Below are 24040 nucleotides of genomic sequence, written 5' to 3' on the forward strand. Positions count from 1 at the left end.
GGGACGCCGCCGGGCGCCCCTTGACCCTTGGCGCATCGCTCCCATCGCGGGAACGATCCGCGCCATCGGCAGTCTTCCCGATACGCTTGCGACAAGAGTGGAGGCGCATCTTGCAAGAGCTGTCGTTCCGCACGCTGCTGTATCGCTACTTCTTCTTCGGCTGGTTGTTCCGCGATGTCTCTCGCGGCAACCTGCTCGAACGTGCCGCCGCATGGCGCCACAACCAATCCCAGGCCCACTGGCTGTTGACCTACATGCGCCGCTGGCTGTGGTGCGGCGTGCTGCTGTACGGCCTGGGCGGCCTGGTCGAGTTGCTCATCGGGGCGCCCGCCCTGTCGGCCCTGTTCTACGTGCCCAGCGCCTTGAGCGTGCCGGTGAATGCCGTGATCGGGGCGGTGTGGCTGGGGTTGAAGGCTTTGCCGGGGCCGTTCTAAGCCCGGTTCAGTGATAGTCGTCTTCGCGCTGATGCCTCACGGCGATGACGGCGACCGTGCTGTCGTCAACGATGTCGAACAAGGCGACGTAGCCCGTCGCGCCGAATGAGATCACCAGTTCGCGAAGGAAAGGGCTGTCGGATGCCTTGCGGCAACTGAAGGGAAACTTCTCCAGAACAACGAGCCCATCGGTGATGGCGTCAAGAGCCCGCTCGGCCAGGCTGAAATCGGGGACCTCACGATCGAGTTCGCGCTGAAGGAGGTACTCGTACAGTCGCTGCAGGTCATCGTTGGCTTCTGGGGTCAACTTGACGGAAGAGCTCATCCCTTCTTGCGCCGGGCCGCCGTTTGCTTGGCCTTGGCCAGCTTGTCCTTGAGTCCTTGAATCGCAGTCTCGGCGGGGACGAAGTCGCCGGTCTTCAGGGCTCGTTCAAGGGATGCGAGGCCTCGCGCGACGAACTCTGTCTGGGCCAGACGCCGGTTCACGCTGTCGCGGACCGAGGCCTCCACGAACTCGGACAAGGTCTCGTTGTCGCGAAGCAGGCGCTCCACTTGTTCTCGCAGTTGCGGATCGACTCGAACGGCTGGGAGGGTGGCGGACTTCATCGGGCGAGTGTATTGCATTTGCGATGCAATCTGAGGTTGGCGGCCTGTCCGCCCACGAGACGCCTCCTCCGGTCCAACCCTGCCTGAATGCCGGGCAGCGTCCAAGCTCCGAGACAGTCTCCTCACGACCGGTCTGCGCACTTTTCCTTGTGACGACAAGCACTTGGGGCATTTGACCCTGCGTGGCACATGCCTTGCGCTGGTGGCCGGGCCGCGTCCGCAGAGACGTCGGCCATGAAGACACCAAGGAGACGTCGTGGACATCAGCTTTTTCTTCGGCCGCGTGGGGCGGCCGTTCATCGGACTCTTGTTGGCGGCGCTTGCCGTGGGAGCCCGCGCCGAGGTGGTCATCGGCCAGGTGGCGCCTCTGTCGGGGCTGCTTGCGAGCACCGGGCGGCAGATGGTGCTGGGCGGCAAGGTCTGCTTCGAGGCCGTGAATGCGCAAGGCGGGGTGCATGGGCAGAAGATTCGCACGGTGGTGGTGGACGACGGCTATCGGGTCGACGAGACCCTGCGGCTCACGCGCGAGCTCGTGGCCGATCCGCAGGTCGTGGCCTTGTTCGGCTTCGCGGGCACGGCCAACGTGAGCCGGCTGCTGCAGGACAAGGTGCTGGAGTCCGGCGGCATCGCGCTGGTGGCGCCCTACACCGGCGGCGAGCCGCTGCGCACACCGTTCAACCCGTGGATCTTCCACGTGCGTGCCGGCTATGCCGACGAGGCCGAGCACATGGTCAAGCAGCTCAGCACGCAGGGCATCCAGCGCGTGGCGGTGCTCTACCAGAACGATGCCTTCGGCAAGGCAGGACTCGAAGGCGTGGAAGCGGCGATGAGCCGGCGCAACCGCAAGATCGTGGCCGCGGCGCCTTATGAACGAAACACCGATGAGGTGAAGGCCGCCGTCACCGCCATCCTCAAGGCCGATGCGCAGGCGGTGATCATGATTGCCGTGAACAAGCCGGCCGCAGCCTTCGTGCGCCAGTACCGTGATGCGGGCGGCGGCGGACAGCTCTTCAACATCTCGGTGGTGGACCCGGCCGAACTGGTGAAGCTCGCGGGCGTCCATTCGGCGAAGGGCCTGGGCATCACCCAGGTGGTGCCGTACCCCTACCAGGAACGCCTGCCCATCGTGCGCGAGTTCCACCGGCTGATGAAGCAGTACGCGCCGAATGCGGAAGTGAACTACACGAACTTCGAGGAATTCCTCGGTGCCCGGGTGCTGGTGGAAGCGCTGCGGCGCGCCGGCCCCAACCCGACCCGCGGGTCGGTCATCAAGGCACTGGAAAGCCTCAACCCCTTGGACCTCGGCGGCGTGAGCGTGGCCTTCTCGAAGGACCACCGCGTAGGCTCGCGCTTCGTCGAGGTGACGGTCATCAGCAGCTCAGGGAAATTGTTGAAATGATCTCAGGCATCGACACCGCGGACCGCATGGAGTCCGCCACCATGGCGGGGCCGGCCCCACTGACGCTGGCGGACTTCGAGGCACTGCGCGGCTCGGCCATGCAGTCGGTCTTCAAGGCCTTCGAGAAGGCGAGCGAAGGCACCTTGATCGTGGATCGCGATGCGCGCATCGTGTGGATCAGCGACAAGCATGCGCGGCGCTTCGGCATCGCGCAGCCCAAGGGTGTGCTCGGCCGCCGGGTGGAAGAGGTGATTCCCAACAGCCGCATGCGCGAGGTGGTGCGCAGCGGCCAGCCCATCTTGCTGGACATCCTGGATTCGCCGGGCAAGCCGGTGGTGGTCACGCGCATGCCGCTGAAGAACGAGCAGGGCGAGGTGGTGGGCGCCGTGGGCTTCGCGCTCTTCGACGAGTGGACCACGCTGGCGCCGGTGGTCTCCCGCTTCCTGCGCATGCAGGAGGAGCTGGCGCAGGCCCGCAAGGCCAGGCCGTTGACGCGCCAGGCGAAGTACAGCTTCAGCAACTTCGTGGGCAGCTCGGCGGCCACGCTGGAGATCAAGCGCCGCGCACGCCGGGCCGCGGCAACGCATTCGCCCGTGTTGCTGCTGGGCGAGACGGGCACGGGCAAGGAGCTGCTGGCGCATGCCATCCACGGCGCGTCGCCGCGGGCACACCGGCCTTTCGTGTCGCTGAGCATGGCGGCGATTCCCGACGCGCTCATCGAGGCCGAGCTGTTCGGCGTGGCACCGGGCGCCTACACCGGCGCCGACAAGCGCGACCGGCAAGGCAAGCTGCAGGTCGCCCAAGGCGGCACGCTGTTCCTCGATGAGATCGGCGACATGCCGCTGCCGGTGCAGTCCAAGCTGCTGCGTGTCCTGCAGGAAAAGGAGTTCGAGGCGCTCGGCTCCAACGAGGTGCAGCGCGCCGACGTGCGCATCATCGCAGCCACCTCGCGCAAGCTGATGGACCTGGTGAAGAACGGGCAATTCCGTGCCGACCTGTACTACCGGCTCGACGTGCTCTCGCTGGCCGTGCCGCCGTTGCGCGAGCGGATGGACGACCTGGAGCCTATCTGCGAGTCGCTGCTCGAGGGCTTTGCCGAATCGCACCCCGGGCAGGCCCATGAACTGGACGGCGACGCGCTTGCCGTGCTGGCGCGGCAGCGGTGGCCCGGCAACATCCGCGAACTGCGCAACGTGCTGGAGCGCAGCATCGTGCTGTCGGATTCGGCGGTGCTGGGCGCGGCGGATGTGCAGGCCGCCTTGCAGACCCCGTTCGCTGCAGGAGCCTCGATGGCCGAGTCCACGGGCGCAGACCTTCACCGCGACCTGCCGGCACCGCCCGTGCAACTGCCCATGCGCCAGGCGCACGCCCAGGCCATGGGCCAGTTCGAGCGGCAGTTGATCGAACACGCGCTCGCCGCCAGCCCGACCGTGTCGGCTGCGGCCAAGCGCCTGGGCATCGGCCGCGCGACGCTCTACCGCAAGATGGCCGCGCTGCGCATCAACCGTTGGGACGCCGGCGCGCCTGCTTCTCATCCCTGAACCTTCCCATCATCCAAAGGAGAACCACATGCTCAGTGGGCGGACCGCGCTCGTCACCGGATCAACCAGCGGCATCGGGCTGGCCATCGCGCAGGCGCTGGCGCAGCAGGGCGCGAAGGTCTTGCTCAACGGCTTCGGCGATGCCGACGCTGCACTCGCGCAGGTGCGTGCGGCCGCGGCCGGCGATGCGCAGGTGGACTACCACGGCGCCGACATGGGCGATGCCGCAGCGATTGCCGAGATGGTGGCCTTCGCGCAGCAGCGTTTCGGCGCGCTGGACATCGTCGTGAACAACGCGGGCATCCAGCACGTCGCGCCGGTGGAGGACTTCGACCCTGCGCAGTGGGACCGCATCATCACCATCAACTTGAGCTCGGTGTTCCACGTCACGCGGCATGCGCTGCCGGGCATGCGGCAGCGCGGCTGGGGGCGCATCGTCAACGTCGCGTCGGTGCATGGTCTGGTGGCCAGCGCCGGCAAGTCGGCCTATGTCGCGGCCAAGCATGGCGTTGTCGGTTTTACCAAGGCCGTGGCGCTGGAGACTGCGGCCACAGGCATCACCTGCAATGCCATCTGCCCGGGTTGGGTGCTGACGCCGCTGGTGCAAAAGCAGGTCGATGCCAGGGCACTCGAAGCGGGCGTGTCGGCGCAGGCGGCGCAAGCGCTGCTGCTGCGCGAGAAGCAACCCTCCGAGCAGTTCGTCGCGCCCGAACAGATCGGTGCGATGACGGTGTTCCTGTGCAGCGATGCCGCCTCGCAAGTGCGCGGCGCGGCCTGGACCATCGATGGCGGTTGGACCGCGCAATGATGCTTTGATCTCGATCGAAGGGCACGAGCGAAGGGGTCGGTTTTCAAGAGCACTCAAGCACGCTCGAAGTCGCACACGTGCTTGAGGTCACGAATGGCGGCCTTCATCGTCTTGCGTGGTAGCGCTTGTTGAGTTCGCTTACGCGTTCAGCTCTCAAGCGCAGGCGGTGCATCGCCGAAAATTGGGCAGGTCCTCCACTGCCTCGAACAACAACCGATCGGCGAGCACCGTCAACGCTCGCCGCCGCACCAACCCTCGGTGACGGCTGGATCGAAGGCGCGCAGCACTAACGCTGCGTCGAGCATGGACTGCACGCAACGGCGTGTGCAGGCGGCCCTCCATCTCACTACCAGGACATACGATGCAACACTTCCGTGCGGCCCGCTCGGCCGTTCTCGGCTGCGCCATGCTGGGCTCGCTTCTGGCGGCCGGCTGCGGTGGCGGCTCCAATGCCGTGAATGACGCGGCGATCTCCAACGCGTCTGCCCAGACCGATGGTGTGGCCCGCGCCGCCGCCTACACCGTCGATACCACCGAACTCATCCAGAACGGCCTGTTCAAGGACGGCCTCAACGGCTGGAAGGTCGAGGATGCTGCGCTCGTGCCCAGCGAACTGCGCAGCAACAGCCAGGCCTTGAACATCGGCTGGAAAACGACGCAGACCTTCGCGCCGACCGCGCTCATCGCGGGCCGCAGCTACACGCTGTTCGTGCGCGCCCGCAACGACCGCGCCGGCGGCACCACCACCTTGAGCATGCGCTTCAAGCGGCCGCAGTACTCGGAGGTCTTCCGAACCTACAGCGCCACGATCACGGCCAGCACCTACCAGGATTACCGCATCGAATTCACCGCGCCGGCCTACACGGCGATGGCTGACATGGTCATCACCACCAACGGCGCGCGGGCCATCGTCGATGGCGTGTCCATGAAGATGCGCAGCGCCATCCCCATGACCGAGCCCATCGCCAACAGCATCGGCTCGTACGTGCCGGCGGGCTACACGCTGGCCTTCAACGACGAGTTCAACGGCAACACGCTCAACCGCAACAAGTGGTTCACCCGGTACATCTACGCCGGCGGAACTCAGGACAAGCTCAACGACGAGAAGCAGCGCTACCGCGACAACGGCAACCACGTGGTCGCCAACGGCGTGCTGAGCCTGGTGGCGAACAAGGTGTCCAGCACCGACCCCGACGGCATCAACTACGAGTCGGGAATGATCCGCTCCGACTGGACCTCGCGCTACGGCTACTACGAGGCCCGCGTGAAGATGCCCGGCGGCGTGGGCGTGTGGCCGGCCTTCTGGCTGAACTCCGACGTGGGTACCGACGGCCGCCTGGGCTGGCCGCCCGAGATCGACATCTTCGAGTTCGTGAACAACGGCGTGGAGGACAAGCTCAACATGCTGCACTCCAACGTGGTGAACCAGACGGGCACCGCCTCGGCGCTGACCTACACGGACGCGGCCTTCAACACGAGCTGGTCGGACTACGTCGCGCCATTCAACTTCAACGAGGGCTGGCACACGGTCGGCGCGCAGTGGGATCCCACCTCGGTCACGGTGTATGTCGACGGCCTGAAGATCTACACGCGCAGCTACCAGTGGAACTACAACGACGGCACGCTGGCCGGCCCGGCGCACATCCTGCTCAACTTCGCGGTGGGCGGGTCGTGGGCGGGCCGCCACGGCATCGACGATGCTGCGTTCCCGCAGGCCCTGCAGATCGACTGGGTGCGCGCCTACACGAAGAACTGAGTGCGGCATGCGGCCGGGGCCGGCAGCGGCCTGGGCGGGGGACGGCAAAATCGGCAGGTGGCTGAACGACGATTGCGCACCATCATCCCGCTGGGCATCGCCCAGACCCTGGCCTGGGGTTCGACCTTCTATCTTCCGGCCATGCTCGCCGCGCCGATGGCACGCGACACCGGCGTGTCGGTGCCTACCGTGTACCTCGCGTTCTCGGCGTCCATGGGCTTGTCGGCGCTGCTGGGGCCGGTGTCCGGCCGGTGGATCGACCGCCTCGGCGGCCGGCCTGTGCTGGCCTCGACCAACCTCATCTTCGCCATCGGGCTCGCTGCATTGGCCGCCGTGAGCGGGCCGGTGGGGCTGTTCGCCGCCTGGCTGCTCATCGGCGTGGGCATGGGCACCGGCTTGTACGAGGCGGCCTTCGCGACGCTGGTGCGACTGTATGGCAAGGGGGCGCGCAACAGCATCACGGGCGTCACGCTGATCGCGGGGTTCGCGAGCACGGTGGGCTGGCCGCTCACCACCTTGCTGAACGAGCACTTCGGCTGGCGCGGCGCCTGCCTGGCCTGGGCGGCCATCCACCTGCTCATCGGACTGCCGCTGAACCTGTCGCTGCCGCGGATTGCGCAAGACGATTCCGAAGCACCGGTGGCGCCTGCCGCGGCCGATGCACCGACGCTCAGCCCGGGCCAGAAACAGCGCGCCGCCATGCTGCTCGCCTATGCCTTTGCCGTGACCATCTTCGTGGCCGTGTCCATGGCCTCGCACCTGCCGCGCCTGCTGCAGGCCACGGGGGCGACCCTGGCCGCGGCCGTGGCGGCCGGCGCGTTGATCGGGCCGGCGCAGGTCGGGGCGCGGCTGCTGGAATTCAGCGTGCTGCGACGCATGCATCCGCTGGTCTCTGCGCTCATCGCCACCTTGTTGCCACCCATGGGTGCCGTGCTGCTCATCGCGTTCGGTGCCCCGCTGGCCGCGGTGTTCGCCATCCTGTTCGGCGCCGGCAACGGCATGCTCACCATCACCCGCGGCACCTTGCCGCTGGCGCTCTTCGGCGCGCAGGGCTACGGGCAGCGGCAAGGGTTGCTGCTGGTGCCTGCGCGGGTGGCCCAGGCGGTGGCGCCGTGGCTGTTCGGCCTGTGCCTGGACCGGGGGCCGATCGTTTCCTTGTGGCTGTGCGCAGGCCTGTGGTTCTCTGCCTTCATCGCGTTCCTGATGCTGCCGCGTGCAAGTTCTACACAGGCAGGACGGAGTTCGGAAATTTTTCGCGAGTCCAAGGCCTAGCGGCGAACGATTTCCGCGAGGCGCTTCTAAGCCTCGATAACCGCTGCTTCCGGGTGCTTCATTCGCCCATTGCGAAGCCTTCGAGACCGATACCCTTGGCATGCATCGTCTTCAGACTCGAAGACAGGTGCGTCCCGAGGGTCGGCTTGTGTGTAGTTTCTACCGCCGACCGCCATGACGCCACAGACTCAAGAACGCTCCACGGATTCGCAGATGGACAGCGCCAGCAAGACGCCCGGCCCCAATATTCGCTACAAGCTCATCGTCGCCGGCATCATCGCGCTGCTGGCCGCGTCGCTCCTGGGGCTGGTGATGCTGCAAGAGCGCGCCGCCACCGAAGCCCAGGCGCGCAAGAACCCGACGGCGCAGGCCTTCGAGAAGGCGCCCGAGGCGTGGCTGGCGAACCCGCGGGAGGCCTCCGAATTCGAGCGCGCTCTCACGGCGCGCGAATTGGCAGCAGTTGCGGTCGACGGGCAACTGGTGCTCTACACCGATCGCCAGGGCCGGCAGTTCAGCTCTCACCTGATCAACTGCGGCCCTGGTTGCAGGAACGAACTGGTGTCGCGGCTGGGTGAGCTCAGCGTGAAGCAGGGCTTCGCGCTCACCAGCATCGACATCGACGCGCGCACGGCCAGCCAACGCCTCACGCAATCCCTGGACAAGGTGGCTGGCGTGCTCGCCGGCCTGCTGCCCATCTTGCTCATCGTGGGCCTGCTGGCGTACTTCCAGCTGCGCGGCACGCTGGGGCAGCGCACGAAGCTGGCCGAAAAGCCGGACATCCGTTTCGACGACGTGATCGGCGCGGAAGAAGCCAAGAAGGCGCTGCGCCGTGTCGCCGCCTTCATGAAAGACCCGGCGCAGTACGCCGCCGTCGGGGCCCAGGCCCCGCGCGGTGTGCTGCTGGACGGCCCGCCCGGCACTGGCAAGACGCTGCTGGCCAAGGCGCTGGCCGGCGAGTGCGGCGCGAGCTTCATCAGCGTGGACGGATCGTCGTTCAGTTCGATGTTCTATGGCGCGGGCATCAACAAGGTGAAGGAGCTGTTCGCGCGGGCGCGGCAGGCGGCGCCGTGCATCGTGTTCATTGACGAGATCGACGGCATCGGCCGGCGCAGCAGCGGCAAGGATGCGCACGGCGGCGAGCAGGAACAGAACCGCATCATCAACCGCCTGCTGGTGGAGATGGACGGCTTCTCCTCGCTGGAAAACGTGGTCGTCATCGGCGCGACCAACCACATCGACAACATCGACGAAGCCATGCGCCGCCCCGGCCGCTTCGACCTGATGGTGCGCACCAGCCTGCCCACCGCGCCGGAGCGCGAGGCGCTCTTTGGCCTGTACCTGGGCAAGGTGAAGGCAGATTCCGGCATGGACATCGCTTCCATCGCACGCACGTCGGTGGGCATGTCGCCGGCGGACGTGGCCAACTGCGTGAACCGCGCCGCGGCCTACGCGGCCGAAGCCGGCGAGACCTCGGTGAGCGAGGAGCGGGTGTACCAGTCGCTGGAGACGCACCAGCTCGGCGGCGAGGTGTCGTCGACGAAATCGGTCATCACGCCGGAGACCTTGCGCCGCATCGCCTTCCACGAATCCGGCCATGCGCTGGTGGCGCATGTGCTGAACGCGGGAACCGTGGAGCGCATCAGCATCGAGCCGCGTGGCCCCGCACTCGGCGTGACCTACGTGGCGCGCCACAACGAAGAGCCGCTGCACGGCGAGCAGGAGCTGCGTTCTCGGCTGGCGATGATGCTGGCCGGGCGCGAGGCGGAGCTCATCGCCTTCGGCAACACCTCCTCGGGTGCGTCCGACGACCTCAAGCGCGCTTCGGAGCTGGCCACCTCGATGATCGGCTCCTACGGTTTCGGCAAGACCTTCGGCCTGCTGAGCATGGCCGGCGTGCCGCGCGAGCTGATCGGGCCGGACGTGCAGAAGTCGCTGCTCGACGAAGCGCGGCAATTGCTCGAAAGCGCGCAGGCGGAGTGCCGCCGCGTGCTCGAAGAAAAGCGTGATCGCCTGGACAACCTGGCTGAACTGCTGCTCGGGCAGGAGACGATCAGCGGTGCGCCGCTGAAGCGGGTCCTGTCGGGCGAGGCGGCCTGAAGTCAGGCAAATCCGAAGCGCAGGCGCATCTCACGCTCGCCCTTGGGCGTGATCGCCAGGGCGCGGCTGTCCAGGTCGCGCGTCACCCACCGTTCCTTCAGGCTCAGCGCGAGCAAGGCCGCCCCCAGCGCGCCGCCCAGGTGAGGGCGGCGTTCGCTCCAGTCCACGCACGCGCAGGCGAAACGGCGGCGTGAGCCGCGGGCATCGTCCACTTCCACGCCCATGCCGGTGAGGGCCTGCAGGCCGCTGTGGCTCAGTTCGTAGCGGCTGTCGTCGGCGTGGTCGGGCACCAGCCAACCCAGGTCGAACAACCGGTCGTGCAATGCGACGGCCAAGGTGCCGGCCATGTGGTCGTAGCAGGTGCGCGCGGCCCTGAGCCGGGTGGGCGTGTTCGGCACGAAGCGCTCGCGCTGCGCACCGGCCACGGTCATCAAGGCTTCCAGTGCCGAGGCGACCTGTTTGTCGGCCAGGCTGTAGTAGCGGTGCTTGCCCTGGGCGAGCACCTTCACCAACTGCTGGTCTTTCAGCTTGTTGAGGTGCGCGCTGGCCGTGGACGGCGTGACCTCGGCCACCACCGACAGCTCGGTGCTGGTGCGGGCATGGCCGTCCATCAGGCAGCACAGCATGCGCGCGCGTGCGGGTTCGGCGATGGCTGCCGCGATGCGGGCGACGGCGGTGTCGGCGTGTTCTGCAATCATGATGTGATCGTAGTCGAAGTGTGTTTGCGCCGGCAATGCCACACTGCGGTGCATGATCATTCCAGACCTTCCCCGCGACCCGGTCGCGGCGGTGACCCACCGCGATCCATACCCGTACTACGAGCAACTGCTGCGCGGGCCTGGCCTGCATTTCGACGAGACGCTGCGCATCTGGGTGGCAGCCCAGGCACGGGTGGTGGAGTCGGTGCTGGGCGATGCCCGCTGGCGGGTGCGTCCGTTGCACGAGCCGGTGCCGGCGGCGATTGCAGGCGGCGGTGCGGGCGAGATTTTCGGTGCGCTGGTGCGGATGAACGAAGGTACCCAAACGCATGAGCAGCCGAAGCTGGCACTGCATCGGGCCTTGGCGTCGGTGGACTTGAGCGCCGTCGCGCAACGCGCGAGCGAGCTGTCAGCGCGCTCGTTGCCGAAGGGCGAACAAGGGTTGTCGGACTGGGCATTCCAGGTGCCTGTCCAGAGCGTGGCGAGCCTGCTCGGATTCGAGGATTCGCAGCTGGCCGACGCGTCCGGCTGGATGCGCCGCTTCGTCGCCAGTCTCTCGCCCTTGAGCACGCCGCAGCAGATCGGCCAGGCGCACGAGGCGGCACGCACCTTGATCGAGGAGATGAAGCGGCTGGTGGACAAGCATCAGGGCGGCGGCCTCATCGGGCAGGTGCTTGAGCACGCAAAGCTGGTGGGCTGGGACCAGGCGGATGCCATCGTTGCCAATCTCGTCGGCCTCATGTCGCAAACCTTCGACGCGACGGCCGGCCTCATCGGCAACACCATCGTCGCGCTGGCACGAACCGACCGGCGGCATTGGCCATCCGCCGCCGAGATTCCCCCCTTCGTCGATGCCGTCGTCCTGAACGATCCCCCCGTGCAGAACACCCGCCGCTTCGCCGCCTGCGACATGCACTTCGAAGGCCAGTCCATCCCGCAAGGCGCCCCCTTGCTCGTCGTGCTGGCCACCGCCAGCCGCGACAGCGGCCGGCCTTTCGGTTTCGGTCACGGCCGCCACGCCTGCCCGGGCCAGGTGCTCGCGACGAGCATCGCCTCGGCGGCCGTCTCCACGCTGCTCACCGCGCCGGCACTCATCACGCCGGACCTGCGCTGGCACTATCGCCCATCAGCCAACGCCCGCATCCCCGAGTTCACCACCGCACAAGGAGCCCCCGCATGATCGCCGTCATCTTCGAAGTCTGGCCCGACCCTGCGCGCCGCGACCGCTACCTCGACATCGCCGCGACGCTGCGGCCCACGCTGGAGAAGATCGACGGCTTCATCTCGGTCGAGCGCTTCCAGAGCATCAGCGACCCGGGCAAGCTGCTGTCGCTGTCGTTCTTCCGCGACGAAGAGGCGGTGAAGCAGTGGCGCAACACCGAGGAGCACCGCGCCGCCCAGGCGGCCGGGCGCGGCGGGATCTTCCAGGACTACCGGCTGCGCATCGCCAGCGTGGTGCGCGACTACGGACTCAACGAGCGCGACGAGGCGCCGCAGGACAGCCGGCAACGGCATGCCTGAACGCCACGGGGTTCAAGGATAGGGATCAAGGCCCTGCGATTCGTCGATCTTCTGCACGGCCACCTCGGATTTCCGCGCCGCGAAGAAGGCATGGATCTGCGTGTTGGTCAGTACGTCCGGCAGGCCTGGTGCCTGCTCTTGCAGCTTGTTCGCGACGAAGCGTGCAAGCCATCCGGAAGACATGCTGGTGCCGGACATCCGGACGGTCCCTCCCGTGCGCGCACCAGCGGCCCGCACGCCCTTGAGGACGATGCCCGCATCGCTGATGACCTGCGCAATCGGAGCGCGCGGGCTCTCGTCTCTGCCCGGGCCGTGGCCGGAGTAGACGGCATCCACGCTGGTGTTCGGCTCGCGTTGTTTCACCAGGCCGCCGGCACACAGCGTGTTGTCGCCGTTGGCCAGCGAATTGAGGGTGTACTTGCGTCCAACGGTGGTGAAGCCGTTGGCGGACTCGTCGATGAAGAAGGGCTGGTGCCCGACATCCGGCGAGTCGGGCAGGGAATCGTGTCTTTCGATCCACGCATGGATGTTCTCGATGGCGGCCGGACCATCATTGCGAACAGCCAGCGTCCAGGCGCCAGGGCTCGCACAGGCGGTGTTCGTCGTCGATGCCGTGGGGACAATGCCCACCAAGGCCATCTTGGCCTTGGTTCCCTGCGACACCAGATTCAGGAACATGGCCGCAGCCAGGACCGGGGTTCCCGGCCCGTTCTGCGTCAGCAGTTCGATGTCCCCGAGGCTGGCCCAGGGGGTCGATGAACCATCGGGGGCACGCAGCTGGACGCTGGCGTGGAGGTCGGCCGCATTGATGTCCGTCAACGGGAGCCAGATCTGAACGAAGGTCTCGCTGGAGTCATCCACGATGACCTGGAATGCCACCTCGGCTGTCCTCCCTGACTGCAGGAGGGGGCAATGGGCATGGATGGGTTTGCCGATGATGTGGGCATTGCCTGCCGGCAGGACGATCGCGAAGTTGTCGCGAAGGCGCAGCAGGTCATCCATGGCCTCTTCGATGATGGAGCTGCCGTCATGGGGCCCGCCATAGTTTCCGTAGCTGACATTCACGACGAGATTGGTCTCGTTGTGCAGTGTCGATTCCATCAGATAACGCATGCCGTCGAGCAGGTGAACGCCCAGCGATCCGCCCGAGACGTCCTTGACGGTCAGGCGGGGGAGCTCGACGAACAGGAGGCTGGCCGTGGCGGCGTGGTCGGGCGCCGGCATGGTCGAGCCCGCCGCCGGTGTGTCCAGCAAGGTGGGCCTGGGTGCCCCTGCGGCCAGGTCAAGGACGTGGGTGCCGTGCGTCGCCCGAGGCCAGATGCGATCGTCCGACGTGGCGGCGTACCACTGGTCGTCGCTGAGCCTGATCGATCCTCCCGGCGACAAGTCGGCATACGCACGCTGGCTGCCGTAGGGAATGTCCGGCGGGCTGGGCAGTCCGGTGGTTTCATCCTGGGTCCACACGGCCTTGATGCGCGATTCATTGGGCTTGAGAGGGTCCGGGTCGCGGAATGCCTCGTGCGCATAAGCACAGATGTCGTCGATCACCCCGACCACCAGGCGGCGGTTTCCTCCCCGGCTCCCGATCCGCACCGGCGGCAGGAGGCCAGGCGTCGTGATGCCTCGATCCATGCCCAGCTCGATGCGCCTGAAGGGCGAGACATCGAAAGTCATCAGGCTCGGAAGGTCGGACAGGGAAACCTCGGCCGTGAGGTACCTGGACTTGACCTGTCCGAAATACAAACCGGGAATGGAAATTCCGGCCGCCGGCGGACATGCCTCCCTGAGGTCTTCAATGGTGTTGAACGCCTTGGACATTTCGACCACGACCTGCAGCCTCATGCTGCCTGTCATGATCTTTCCGCTGCCGCGGAAATGCGTGATGCAGGCCCAAAGCAGATAGGGATCCCACGCCAGCGTGGGGTTCTCAAGGACAGGAGGCCACAGATGGCGGGTGTCGTCCGCTGCCCGCTGATCCCGGAAGTGAACTGATTCCACGGAGCGCCTCCTGTCACGCACGGAAGCCCATGGCCCGCATTTCGTCGACCGCCTGGCCCCACAGCCACGACAGCAGCGCGCGCGATGCTGGAGGTGCCGCGGCCGGCTTCTCGATCCTCGAAGCGTTGTTGTCCTCGAAGTAGCCCACCGGCGTCTTGCTGGGCCAGGTGTCGACGTCCATCGGTTCCAGCGGGTCGAAGTCAGCCTGTGCATTGGCCGCTGGACTGCGCTTGAACTTGCGCTTCACCCACCCATTGCCGGCGGTCGTCGCGGTGTGCTGACACAGGTGGACGAAATACTCGCCGAGGGTTTCGCCCAGCATGCGTCCGGCGACGTTGTCGATGGGAAAGTGCAGTCCGGCGACCACGCGATTGGTGGCGATGCGTCCGGCGAGGGTTTGCATCTGGTTGTCGGCCTCGCTGCCGCGGGTGTAGGCGGCCAGGTTGCGCATCACGGTGGCGAACATGAACGACTCGGTGGCGTGGCCTGCGGGGAAGGTCGAAAACGGAGGCGACTCCAGCAAGGGCTGGATCAGGGGCGAGTATTCGTGGGGCCGTGGGCACGCGAATGCGTGCTTGAAGCGCATCAGCGCGAACATCGCGAAACGCTGCGCGATCGCAAGGAGCTCCATCGCATATTTGCTGCGGTCCTCGCAAAGGCCGAACAGCGCCGTGGTGTAGGCAATGGGAGGCACCACCTGGGTGAGGATTTCCGACGTCCGGTCTTCGCGGACGATGGCCCAGTCCAGCACCCGATCGACCTGGCTCTTGAAGGCGCTGATGTCAGGCTGCTCGATGATGGCGACATCCCGGCCGTCGCTGGTCTGCAGCGTTGCGGTGGTGCCCGACACCGTGAACGCCACCGACGACAGGAGTTCGAAGTCGCAGAGGTGGCCACGGATGTGGGGCGCCCAGCGTGCCATGTTGGCGGGTGAATCCAACGGCGCAGGGAACGGATTCGCAAGCCAGGTCTTGAACGACGATGTGTTGATGGAGGACTTGAGGTTTCCCACCAGCGCTTCGCGGTCGCGCAGCATGGCCTCGGCCAGCATTCCGGTCGCGGCAAAGCCGGCGTAGGCATCAAGGCCCGCGAACTCGAACATCGCATCTGAATGGCTGCTGTGGCTCGAATGGCTGCTGTGGCTGGAGTGTGAATAGCCGCTCATCGTGGTTCTCCCTGGCTGGTGGTGTGAGGGTGAGTGGGTCAGTGGCCCGCTGGGACGCCGGCGGCCCGCAGCGCTTCGGCGGACATGAGCGCGTAGTCGCTGGGTCCGCCCGGAAAGCGTTCGAGGTAGGCCTTGACCGTCAGCGACGGTTCGAGGCGCATGAGTTCCTGCGCATGTTCACGGGCCTTGTCCTGCCGGCCGCTCAGCCAATTCGCCACCACCAGGGTCCGATGGGTGGGCGTGTGCAGCCGGTTGGCTTTCAGCGACGTCAGTGACCATTCGATCGCCTGTTCGTAGTGGCCGGACGTGAGGGCCGCGAAGCCCGCATGCGAGTAGTAGTGATCCCGCAGCGGGTCCAGCGGCGACAGTGCCAGAGCCTTGCTGGCCGCCTCCATGGCCGCCGTGCCGTTGGACTTCCACGCCTCCAGGGTCCCCGTATAGAGCCAGGCCAGCGACTCGCTGGGGTTGCAGTCGATGGCCTGCCGCAGGCTTCTTGCGGCGGCGTCGAAGTCGCGGTGCATGAATCCCTGGACGTGACCGCGGGTGGCCAGGGCCAGGGAGTTGTCCGGCGCGATGTCGAGGGCGCGATTGGCCAGCGCCAGCGCCTGGACGCCATCTGCAGCGCGGTCGAGTGACCAGCCTTGAACGGTGCGCATGACATACCACTTGGCCAGCCACGCATACGCCTGCGACACGCGTCCGTGCCGCTCGGCGAGATGCTCGAGGATGGTCCGGGAGCGTTCGAACTCGGTGGCGGAGGCACGGTGCATCAGCGCGATGGCGCCCAGGAGCAGGCTGTAGCCCTGCAGCGTCTGCGGCGCCGCACTGGACACCCGGTGCAGTTCGCAGGCGATGATGGAATGTCCCGTGCCCGACACGATCCGCTCGATCACCGGATCTTCGCCCGCGAGCAGGGCGCGCAGCGACGCGCTGAACGCCTCGGCCCACACCACGGTGCGCGTGACCGTGTCCGACAGTTCCAGCGTGATGCGAACCTTGTCTGCACTGACCTGGAATGCGCCGGTCAGCAAGTAGGCGACACGCAGTTGCTGCCGAAGTGCATCCAGGTCGGTGCTGAGATGCTGAACCCGGGAACTGGACAGGCGTGAGATGACGCGCAATTCGCTCGCCCGCGACAGCGAGCAGATGACCTCGTCGGCAATCACCTCGCCCAGGACCGCCGTGTCTTCCGTGGACTGCCGGGCTGCGAATGGAATGACCGCGATGGCGGAGCTGAGGTCTTCAATGGGTGCCCTCGACGTGGCACTGGTGCCCATGGTCGGTGCCCTCACCCTGAAGGCGCGCACCGGCTCGGCAATGTGCTTGACGTAGCGCTCGCCGATGTCTTCGATGTCGGCGTCGAGATCGTCTGCGAGCTTGTCGCGTGCCCTCGGGGAGACGATGATCTCGCCCGCCTGGGCCAGGGTGGCCAGCCGTGCGGCGAGGTTGACACCGGCGCCGTACACGTCCAGGTCGTCGATGATGACATCGGCTTCGTGGGCACCGATGCGCAAGTACATGGCGGTGGTGCCATCACGCCCGAGGTTGTAAGGCGCGATCCTGGACTGCAGTTCAATGGCGGCTGACACGGCGCTTGGCACGCGTTCGAACTCCAGCAGGAGACCGTCGCCCAGGCTCTTGACCAATCGGCCTGAATGGCGGGGCAGGACCTGCGTCTGAACCTCGTTGACGAACCGTCGCCACCGGTCAATGACGTCGGCCTCGTTGGCCTCCATCAGACGCACCGACTCGACGACATCCACCACCACGAGGGTGCGAGTCTCCCGGCGCATGCCGTACCACAGCTCCTCCTTGATGGGCGTGCTCATGGTGAACGCGGTTGTTCTTGTTTGAATCCTCATTTTGAAGGAGGTGCTCCGGCGCATGCAAGGAGTAGTTGCCCCTTTGCGGATCGATTGCCCGTCAGCCTGAGTTGCCGGCGGCCAGCAGACGGGTGGCCAGGCGATGCACCTCGCGGGTGAGTTCTTCGGGCGCGATGACATCGAACCGGAAGGGCAGCCGCGCCAGCTCCCGCGCCACCCACTCCAGCGTCTCGGCCTCCACGTGCAGCCGCACCCCGCGGCGGTCCGCCTTCAGCACGCCGAAGCCCGCGAAGACGTGCTTGCGGGCGGTGGCCAGGTCGGTGTCCAGCAGCACGTCCACCGAATGCAGCCGGGGCAGGGTGGCGATGGCATTGGCCAGGTAGCCCAGCACGTCGAACTTGTCTGGCCGCCGGAAGCTGGCCGGCAGCGCTTCAACGCCTGCGATGCGGTCGAGCCGGAACGAGCGCAGGTCGCGCCGCAGGTGGCAGTGGCCCACCGCATACCAATGGCCGCCGCGGAAACCGAGCCCGTACGGATCGAACTCCCGCCGGGTGCGCTGTGCATTGGGCGTGAGGTAGTCCAGGCTCACGCGCTGCTGATTCAATGCGGCCGCGCTCAGCGCCATCAGGGCGTCGTTGTTGCCGGCGGCGCCGGGCTGGATGTCCAGCGCGATGGTGTCCGACACGCCGCGCAGGCGCCGCTTGAGTGCAGGCGGCGTCACGCGTTCGAGCTTGGCGAGCGCACTGGCCGTGGCCGGCGCCGCTTCCGCCAGGCCCAGGTGGCGCGCTGCACGCAAGCCCACGGTCAGGGCGAGCGCCTCGTCGTCGGTGAACATCAAGGGCGGCAGCTTGAACCCGGGCATCAGCTTGTAGCCGCCGTCTCGGCCGCGCTCGCTGGCGATGGGAATGCCGAGATCCTCCAGCATGGCGATGTAGCGGCGCACCGTCCGCCGGTCCACCTGCAGGCGCTCGGCCAGTTCGGCGCCGCCCACCATGCCGCGGGCCTGCAGCAGTTCGAGCACGGTGAGGACGCGGGTGGCGGGGGCGGGCATGGCCTGCAGTGTAGTTCGATACAGGACGGAATATGTCCTATATGGCTCGTATCTTGGCGGCTCCTTCAACACACATCGACCAGGAGCCCACCATGAACCCTCTGCGTCCCCTCGTCTGCATGCTCGCCTTGTGCCTCAGCACCTGCGTGATGCCAGTCGATGCCGCGTCTGCCGCGGACAACGACGGCCGCCACGACTTCGACTTCGCCCACGGCCGCTGGACCATCCACAACCGCAAGATGGTGAAGGCGCTGACGGACAAGCCGCAATGGGAGGAGTGGGATGCGAGCGTGCATTGCTGGCCCACCCTCGGCGGCATGGGCAACCAGGACGAGTTCACCACGCCGACGCGCCCGGGCGTGGTGGCGAACTCGCTGCGCTTCTTCAACCCGAAGACGCGGCTGTGGAGCATCTACTGGGTCGACAGCCGCAACCCCGTGCTGGACCCGCCGGTGGTCGGTCGCTTCGAGGGCGGCACCGGCATCTTCGAAGGCCCGGACACCTACGACGGCAAGCCCATCGTCGTGCGCTACACCTGGTCGCGCACGACGACCGAACATCCGCGATGGGAGCAGGCGTTTTCCACCGACGGCGGCAAGACCTGGGAGACCAACTGGGTCATGGACATGACGCGGGTGGGCGCGCTGTGATCACCGGCCCCGAACTCGCGCTGTACTTCGCGCTGGTCTTCGGCATCATCGTGCTGCCGGGAATGGACATGGCCTACGTGGTGGGCCATTCGCTGGTGGGCGGGCTGCGGTCCGGGGCCAGCGCGGTGGCCGGCATCATGGCCGGTGGTCTGTGCCACATGGTGTTCGGGGCGGCAGGCATCGCGCTCGTGGTGAAGGCCGTGCCCGGCGTGTTCATGGCGATGATGCTGGCCGGCGCGGCGTACATCGCGTGGATCGGCTGGAGCGTCTGGCGCGCGGCGGCGTCGGTGGACGACGCTGCTGCTCCTCGGCCGGCCTCGACCGGCAAGGCCTTCCGCGGCGCCATCGCCACCAGCCTGCTCAACCCCAAGGCCTACCTCTTCACGCTCGCTGTCACGCCGCAGTTCGTGCACCCCGAACGCGGTGGCTTCTGGGGGCAGGTGGCGGAGCTGACAGCCGTGACCAATGCGACGCAAGCCGCGGTGTATGGCGCGCTGGCGGTGGCGGCCAGCCGGGGAAGCCGCTGGCTGAAGGCGAATCCGCGGGGCCGGGGTGTGTTGATGCGGGTGGTGGGTGCGGGACTGATGGCCATGGCCGGCTTCACGGCCTGGACGGCGTTCCCGTAGGCTGTCAGCCCTGAGGGCAATACCGGCTGTTGCCCGGCCGCGCGGGATCAGAGTTCGCGCAGCGCCGTCGTCACCGGCAGCCGCGCTGCGCGCACCGCCGGGAACAGGCCACCGATGAAGCCGATGGCCAGCGCCCATTTCACGCCCGTCCACAACAGCTCGGGCGACACGCGCAGCTCGAAGCTGAGCTTGCCCACCGAACCGGCCGCCATGGTCGACGCGCCATAGCCGTTGAAGATGAGGTACGCCGCGATACCGCCGATCAACCCGCCGATCAGCGCCAGCAGCATGGTCTCCAGCATCACCGCCACCACCACCGGCAGGCCCGCGAAGCCGATGGCGCGCAGGGTCGCGATCTCGCGCGCCCGCGCGGCCACGGCCGCGAACATGGTGTTCAGCGCACCGAACATCGCGCCGATGGCCATGATCACGCCCACCGTGATGCCGATGGCACGGATCACCTGCGTCATCTTTTCCGACTGCTTGCTGAAGTAGTCGATGGTGGTGCTGGTCTCGGCCTTGAGCTGCGGGTTCGCATCGATGGCCGTCTTGAAGGCCGAGAAGCCTTTCGCATCGGCCAGCTTGGCGTTCACCGAGTTGCGGCTGGTGCCGCGGCCATAGGTGTCGGCCACCACCGCTGCATCGCCCCAGATCTCCGACTCCATCGCATCGCCCGAGGCGAACACGCCGGCCACCGTCCAGGTCTGGCTGCCCAGGCGAATCTGCTTGCCGGCGGACAGCCCTGCGAACTGCTTGGCCGCGCCCTTGCCGACGAGCAGCTCGCGCAGGCCAGGCTGGAACTTGCGGCCGTCGATGATCTTCACCTGCGGCCGAACCGCGAAGGCCTGGTCGCCCACGCCGCGCAGCTGCACGCTGCCTTCCTCGTCGGTGGTGGTGCCCATCACCGGCAGGTTGGCCGCCACCACCACCTCGGCCGAAGCCAGCGGCTCGCCCTTGGCGTCGCGCGCGATGCCCGGCGTCTGGCTGATCTGCACGATGGCATCGCGGTCCAGGCCCGACATCACCTCGGATGCCGACGCACCGCGCATCACGATCACCGTGTCCTCGCTGCCCGTCTTGCGCAGCGTCTCGGCATAGCCCTCGGCCATGGCCAGCAAGGCCACCAGCACGCCCACCACGCCGGCGATGCCCACCACGATCACGGCCGATGAGCCCAGCCGCTGCGTGAGCGTGCTGATGCCCACGCTCGCCACAGAGCGGGCCTGACCGCCGCGGCGGGTGAGCAGCAACCACGCCGTGAGCAGCACGGCCAGTGCGGCGGCGCCGGGCCAGGGCAGCATCACCCACACGGCCATCACCACCACCACGATCACCACCAACAGGAGATTCCTCAGGAAGTTCATGTCGTCTCGTCCTTCAGCGTCCGGCCAGTGCATCCACGATGTTCAGGCGCATCGCATTCCAGGCGGGCAGGGCGCCCACCGCTGCGCCGATGAGCGCCATCAGCCCGATGCCGAGCGTCCAGCTTTCCTTGCCCACCGGCGGCAGCACCAGCATGCCGCCGCTGCCCTTGTTCACCGCGGGAATGAGCCCGCTGGCGATGAGCATGCCCACCAGGCCGCCGATGAGCAGCAGCAAGATGGATTCGGCCAGCACCATCGCCAGCACGCTCTCGCTGGAGAAGCCGATGGTCTTGAGCACCGCCAGCTCGCTGGTGCGCTCGCGCACGGCCTGCATCATGGTGTTGCCCGACAGCAGCAGCAGCGTGAAGAACACCGCGCCCATGATCGAGCCGACGATGAGGCCGATGTCGGCGAACTGCTTCATCCACGCCGCCGTGGCGGCCTGCTCGGTCAGCGTGCGCGTCTCGTGGTCGGAGTTGGCCGACAGTGCATCGATGGCCTTGGCCACGCGGTCGGCCTGGTTCACGTCGGTCACCCGCGTGACGTACCAGCCCACGGTGCCGCGGTTGTAGGGCGTGGTGTCGTCGAAGTACTTCCACTGCAGCAGCATCATCTGGTCGTAGAAGCCGCCGGATTTCTTGTCGGTGGAGTGGATCACGCCCACGATGTCGAATGTCCAGTTCTTGCTGCCCGACTTGTCGGGGAAGATGGTGGACTGCATGGGAATGCGGTCGCCCACCTTCCACTGGAAGCGGCTCATCAGGCCTTCACCCACCAGCACCCCGGTGCGGGTCTCGTTGAAGGCCTTGCGCTCGGCGTCGCTCACCGACATTTCCGGGTACGCGTCGAGGTAGCTCGGCGGTACCGCGAAGCTGAACACCTGGTTGTGCGGGTCCTGGTAGGCGCCGCCGAACCAGTTGGCGTAGGTCACCATCTTCACGCCGGGCAGGGCTTCCATCTGCGCTTGCAGCGTCTGCGGCAGCGTCTGGATGAACGAAAGCTTGGAGCCCGTCTGCAGCCGCTGTGCGCCGTTGGCGCTCTGGCCGGCCTGGTTGAAGGAGGTGCGCACGGCATCCAGCAGCCCGAACAGCAGGAAGGCCGCGATGATGGACACCAGCGTGAGGATGGTGCGCGTCTTGCGCCTGAACAGCGATGCCCAGACGAGGTGAAGGTATTTCATGAGCGCCTCCTCAGGCCACGGCGGCCTGTTCGACCAGCGTGCCCTTGTCCAGGTGCAGCGTGTTGTTCGCGTAGCCGGCGGCCTTCGGGTCGTGGGTGACCATCAGGATGGTCTTGCCGTGGTCGCGGTTCAGCGCGCGCAAGAGGGCCAGCACTTCCTCGGCGGACTGGCGGTCCAGGTCACCGGTGGGTTCGTCGCACACCAGCAGCGTCGGGTCCGACACGATGGCGCGGGCGATGGACACGCGCTGCTGCTGGCCGCCCGACAGCTCGGTGGGTTTGTGTGCCGCGCGGTCGGCCAGGCCCACCAGCTGCAAGGCGATGCTCGCGCGCTTCTTGCGCTCCGCGCCCGACAGCTTGGTGAGCAGGAGCGGCAGCTCCACGTTGCGCTGCGCCGAGAGCATCGGCATGAGGTTGTAGAACTGGAACACGAAGCCGACCTTGGCCGAGCGCCACTTGGCCAGCGCGCCGGCGCTGAGCTGGTCGATGCGCTGCCCGCCCACGCTGATGCTGCCGCCCGTGGGCTGGTCCAGCCCGCCGATGAGATTGAGCAGCGTGGTCTTGCCGGAGCCCGAGGGCCCCATCAGCGCCAGGAAATCACCCTGTTCGACATCGAGGTTGATGCTGTGGAGCACTTCCACCTTCTGCCGGCCTCGTTCGTACACCTTCGACAAATCGCGGATCTCGATGAGCTTGGCCATGTCGTGTCCTTCTGGCTGTGGTTCGGATGGGCGGCGCCTCGTGGGCATCGCATGGTTTCAATGGGCGGTCTCGTCGACCTTCACTTTCATGCCGTCGACAAGGTTCTCAGGCGGGGCGACGATGACGCGCTCGCCGGCTTTCACGCCTTCGGGCAACAGCTTCATCGCGCCCACGTCCAGCTTGGCGGGCGTGACGCTGCGCAGCTGCGCGCGGCCATCGGCGACGGTGAAGACCACGGTCTTGCCGTCGCGCTGCACCACCGACGATGGTGGCACCAGCACGCCCTTGGGCACGGGCGGCGGGGTGCCGGCCTTGTCGGCCGTCTTCTGGTTGAGGAAGGCCACGCGCACGGCCATCTGCGGCACCAGGCGCTGGTCCTTCTGGTCCAGGCCGATGCGCACCTTCACCGTCGCCTTGCCGCGGTCGGCCGTGGGGACGATGGCGATGACGTGCGAGGGAATCTTCCAGTCCGGGTAGGCGTCGAGCACAGCCTGCGCCGGCATGCCGGGCGAGACCTGGCCGATGTAGGCCTCGTTCACGTCGACGTCCACTTCCAGCGAGTCCATGTCGACGATGGTGCCCACGCCGGTGCGCGTGAAGCCGCCGCCGGCGGACAGCGGCGAGATGATCTCGCCCACCTGGGCGGCCTTCTCGGTCACCACGCCGGAGAAGGGGGCGCGCACGATGGTGTAGTCGAAGTTGACCTTGGCCTGCACGACCTGTGCGCGCACGGCATCGACCTCGCGGCGGCGTGCTTCCAGCAGCGCGGTGGCGTTGGTCACGGCGGTGCGCGACTGCTCGGCGGCCTGGCGCGTCGTCATGCCGCTGGCCAGCAGTTCGGCCTGTCGTTTCTCGTCCGCTTGCGCTTGTGCGAGCTGCGCCTGTGCCTGCGTCACCTGGGCCTGAGAAGCCAGCAGGTTGGCCTGTGCGGCATTGAGCGTGGCCTTCAGCGCGCTGTCTTCCAGCTGCGCCAGAACCTGCCCGGCCTGCACCCGGTCGCCCTCTTCGATCAGCACCTTGGTGAGCGTGCCCGTCATCTGCGCCGAGACGGTGGCCTGGCGGCGCGCGGTCACGTAGCCCGTGGCCTGCAGCACGGCGCCGACGGCCGAGGTGGGCGAGGGTGCCACGGCTTCGGCTGTCTGCACCGTGGGCGCGCGACCAGCCAGCAGCCACCAGCCCGCACCGCCCAGGCCGGCGAGCACCACCACGACCGCGACGACCGTCCAGACCCATCGCGGCACGCCTGACCCTTCGGGCTCTCGTTCGCCATGGTCGATGCGCAGTTCTTTCAACAGGTTCGTGTCGATGTTCGATCCTTCCGGTGCGCTGCGCGACTACGAGTTCTCGTAG

22 protein-coding genes are annotated in these 24040 nt (G+C 67.1%); 11 read left to right on the forward strand and 11 right to left on the reverse strand.

Annotated features, from left to right (window positions below; all coding sequences use genetic code 11):
• Positions 1–110 precede the first annotated feature (110 nt).
• A complete protein-coding gene (locus DZC73_RS24760) occupies positions 111–434 on the forward strand; it encodes a hypothetical protein (protein ID WP_124543046.1) in 324 nt (107 codons plus the stop codon).
• A 7-nt stretch (positions 435–441) separates the two neighbouring features.
• On the opposite strand, the gene DZC73_RS24765 is transcribed toward DZC73_RS24760, so the two are convergent.
• Together DZC73_RS24765 and DZC73_RS24770 are read right to left on the reverse strand one after the other, a co-directional pair.
• Positions 442–759, reverse strand: a complete 318-nt coding sequence (locus DZC73_RS24765; RefSeq protein WP_124543047.1) for a type II toxin-antitoxin system RelE/ParE family toxin — start codon at positions 757–759, stop codon at positions 442–444.
• Positions 756–1058, reverse strand: coding sequence for a YlcI/YnfO family protein (locus tag DZC73_RS24770; RefSeq protein WP_235835265.1), 303 nt, complete (start codon positions 1056–1058; stop codon positions 756–758). Before DZC73_RS24770 ends, DZC73_RS24765 begins: the two co-directional genes overlap by 4 nt.
• Positions 1059–1296: 238 nt before the next feature.
• Here DZC73_RS24770 and DZC73_RS24775 point away from each other — a divergent pair, with 238 nt between their 5' ends.
• The 6 genes from DZC73_RS24775 to DZC73_RS24800 all read left to right on the forward strand — a co-directional run bounded on the left by DZC73_RS24775 (position 1297) and on the right by DZC73_RS24800 (position 9913).
• Complete coding sequence (locus DZC73_RS24775; protein WP_124543048.1) at positions 1297–2439, forward strand: ABC transporter substrate-binding protein; 1143 nt, start codon at positions 1297–1299, stop codon at positions 2437–2439.
• A gap of 41 nt (positions 2440–2480) precedes the next feature.
• Positions 2481–3980 carry a sigma-54 interaction domain-containing protein gene (locus DZC73_RS24780; protein ID WP_124543127.1) on the forward strand — a complete coding sequence of 500 codons (1500 nt, stop codon included), beginning with the start codon at positions 2481–2483 and terminating at the stop codon, positions 3978–3980.
• Between the two features lie 28 nt (positions 3981–4008).
• Positions 4009–4788, forward strand: coding sequence for a 3-hydroxybutyrate dehydrogenase (locus tag DZC73_RS24785; RefSeq protein ID WP_124543049.1), 780 nt, complete (start codon positions 4009–4011; stop codon positions 4786–4788).
• A 361-nt stretch (positions 4789–5149) separates the two neighbouring features.
• Positions 5150–6544 (forward strand): glycoside hydrolase family 16 protein, encoded by a 1395-nt coding sequence (locus DZC73_RS24790; protein ID WP_124543050.1) that lies wholly within the window; start codon positions 5150–5152, stop codon positions 6542–6544.
• A 57-nt stretch (positions 6545–6601) separates the two neighbouring features.
• Positions 6602–7816 (forward strand): MFS transporter, encoded by a 1215-nt coding sequence (locus DZC73_RS24795; protein ID WP_235835266.1) that lies wholly within the window; start codon positions 6602–6604, stop codon positions 7814–7816.
• Between the two features lie 174 nt (positions 7817–7990).
• Positions 7991–9913: an AAA family ATPase gene (locus DZC73_RS24800; RefSeq protein WP_124543051.1), complete on the forward strand. Its 1923-nt coding sequence runs from the start codon at positions 7991–7993 to the stop codon at positions 9911–9913.
• 2 nt (positions 9914–9915) lie between these two features.
• Here DZC73_RS24800 and DZC73_RS24805 read toward each other — a convergent pair whose 3' ends face one another.
• Complete coding sequence (locus DZC73_RS24805; protein WP_124543052.1) at positions 9916–10611, reverse strand: ArsR/SmtB family transcription factor; 696 nt, start codon at positions 10609–10611, stop codon at positions 9916–9918.
• Positions 10612–10663: 52 nt separating this feature from the next.
• On the opposite strand from DZC73_RS24805, the gene DZC73_RS24810 reads away from it, so the two are divergent.
• Together DZC73_RS24810 and DZC73_RS24815 are read left to right on the forward strand one after the other, a co-directional pair.
• Complete coding sequence (locus tag DZC73_RS24810) at positions 10664–11791, forward strand: cytochrome P450 family protein (protein ID WP_124543053.1); 1128 nt, start codon at positions 10664–10666, stop codon at positions 11789–11791.
• Positions 11788–12132, forward strand: coding sequence for an antibiotic biosynthesis monooxygenase family protein (locus DZC73_RS24815; protein ID WP_124543054.1), 345 nt, complete (start codon positions 11788–11790; stop codon positions 12130–12132). The genes DZC73_RS24810 and DZC73_RS24815 overlap by 4 nt, the downstream gene beginning before the upstream one ends.
• A 12-nt stretch (positions 12133–12144) precedes the next feature.
• Here the strand turns inward: DZC73_RS24815 and DZC73_RS24820 are convergent, their stop codons facing one another.
• The 4 genes from DZC73_RS24820 to DZC73_RS24835 form a co-directional block, all read right to left on the reverse strand.
• Positions 12145–14130 (reverse strand): S8/S53 family peptidase, encoded by a 1986-nt coding sequence (locus DZC73_RS24820; protein ID WP_161974725.1) that lies wholly within the window; start codon positions 14128–14130, stop codon positions 12145–12147.
• Positions 14131–14143: 13 nt separating this feature from the next.
• Positions 14144–15295: a phosphatase PAP2 family protein gene (locus DZC73_RS24825; RefSeq protein ID WP_124543056.1), complete on the reverse strand. Its 1152-nt coding sequence runs from the start codon at positions 15293–15295 to the stop codon at positions 14144–14146.
• Positions 15296–15333: 38 nt separating this feature from the next.
• Positions 15334–17124, reverse strand: a complete 1791-nt coding sequence (locus tag DZC73_RS24830) for an adenylate/guanylate cyclase domain-containing protein (protein WP_161974726.1) — start codon at positions 17122–17124, stop codon at positions 15334–15336.
• A gap of 94 nt (positions 17125–17218) precedes the next feature.
• Complete coding sequence (locus tag DZC73_RS24835) at positions 17219–18169, reverse strand: helix-turn-helix transcriptional regulator (protein WP_124543058.1); 951 nt, start codon at positions 18167–18169, stop codon at positions 17219–17221.
• 92 nt (positions 18170–18261) lie between these two features.
• Between DZC73_RS24835 and DZC73_RS24840 the strand changes: the two genes are divergently transcribed.
• Together DZC73_RS24840 and DZC73_RS24845 are read left to right on the forward strand one after the other, a co-directional pair.
• Positions 18262–18819, forward strand: coding sequence for a hypothetical protein (locus DZC73_RS24840; protein WP_235835267.1), 558 nt, complete (start codon positions 18262–18264; stop codon positions 18817–18819).
• Positions 18816–19445 (forward strand): LysE family translocator, encoded by a 630-nt coding sequence (locus tag DZC73_RS24845; RefSeq protein ID WP_235835268.1) that lies wholly within the window; start codon positions 18816–18818, stop codon positions 19443–19445. Before DZC73_RS24840 ends, DZC73_RS24845 begins: the two co-directional genes overlap by 4 nt.
• A 47-nt stretch (positions 19446–19492) precedes the next feature.
• On the opposite strand, the gene DZC73_RS24850 is transcribed toward DZC73_RS24845, so the two are convergent.
• Genes DZC73_RS24850 through DZC73_RS24865 form a run of 4 tightly spaced genes read right to left on the reverse strand, consistent with a single transcriptional unit; the run spans position 19493 to position 23982 of the window.
• Positions 19493–20809, reverse strand: a complete 1317-nt coding sequence (locus tag DZC73_RS24850; RefSeq protein WP_161974727.1) for an ABC transporter permease — start codon at positions 20807–20809, stop codon at positions 19493–19495.
• A gap of 13 nt (positions 20810–20822) precedes the next feature.
• The gene (locus DZC73_RS24855; RefSeq protein WP_124543061.1) at positions 20823–21989 is read right to left on the reverse strand and encodes an ABC transporter permease; all 1167 of its coding nucleotides are present in this window, start codon (positions 21987–21989) and stop codon (positions 20823–20825) included.
• A gap of 10 nt (positions 21990–21999) precedes the next feature.
• Positions 22000–22689 (reverse strand): ABC transporter ATP-binding protein, encoded by a 690-nt coding sequence (locus tag DZC73_RS24860; RefSeq protein ID WP_124543062.1) that lies wholly within the window; start codon positions 22687–22689, stop codon positions 22000–22002.
• A gap of 57 nt (positions 22690–22746) precedes the next feature.
• Positions 22747–23982 (reverse strand): efflux RND transporter periplasmic adaptor subunit, encoded by a 1236-nt coding sequence (locus tag DZC73_RS24865; RefSeq protein WP_198414955.1) that lies wholly within the window; start codon positions 23980–23982, stop codon positions 22747–22749.
• Positions 23983–24040: the final 58 nt, after the last annotated feature.

The organism is Rhizobacter terrae, assembly GCF_003852895.1.
Classification (GTDB): Bacteria; Pseudomonadota; Gammaproteobacteria; order Burkholderiales; family Burkholderiaceae_C; genus Albitalea; species Albitalea terrae.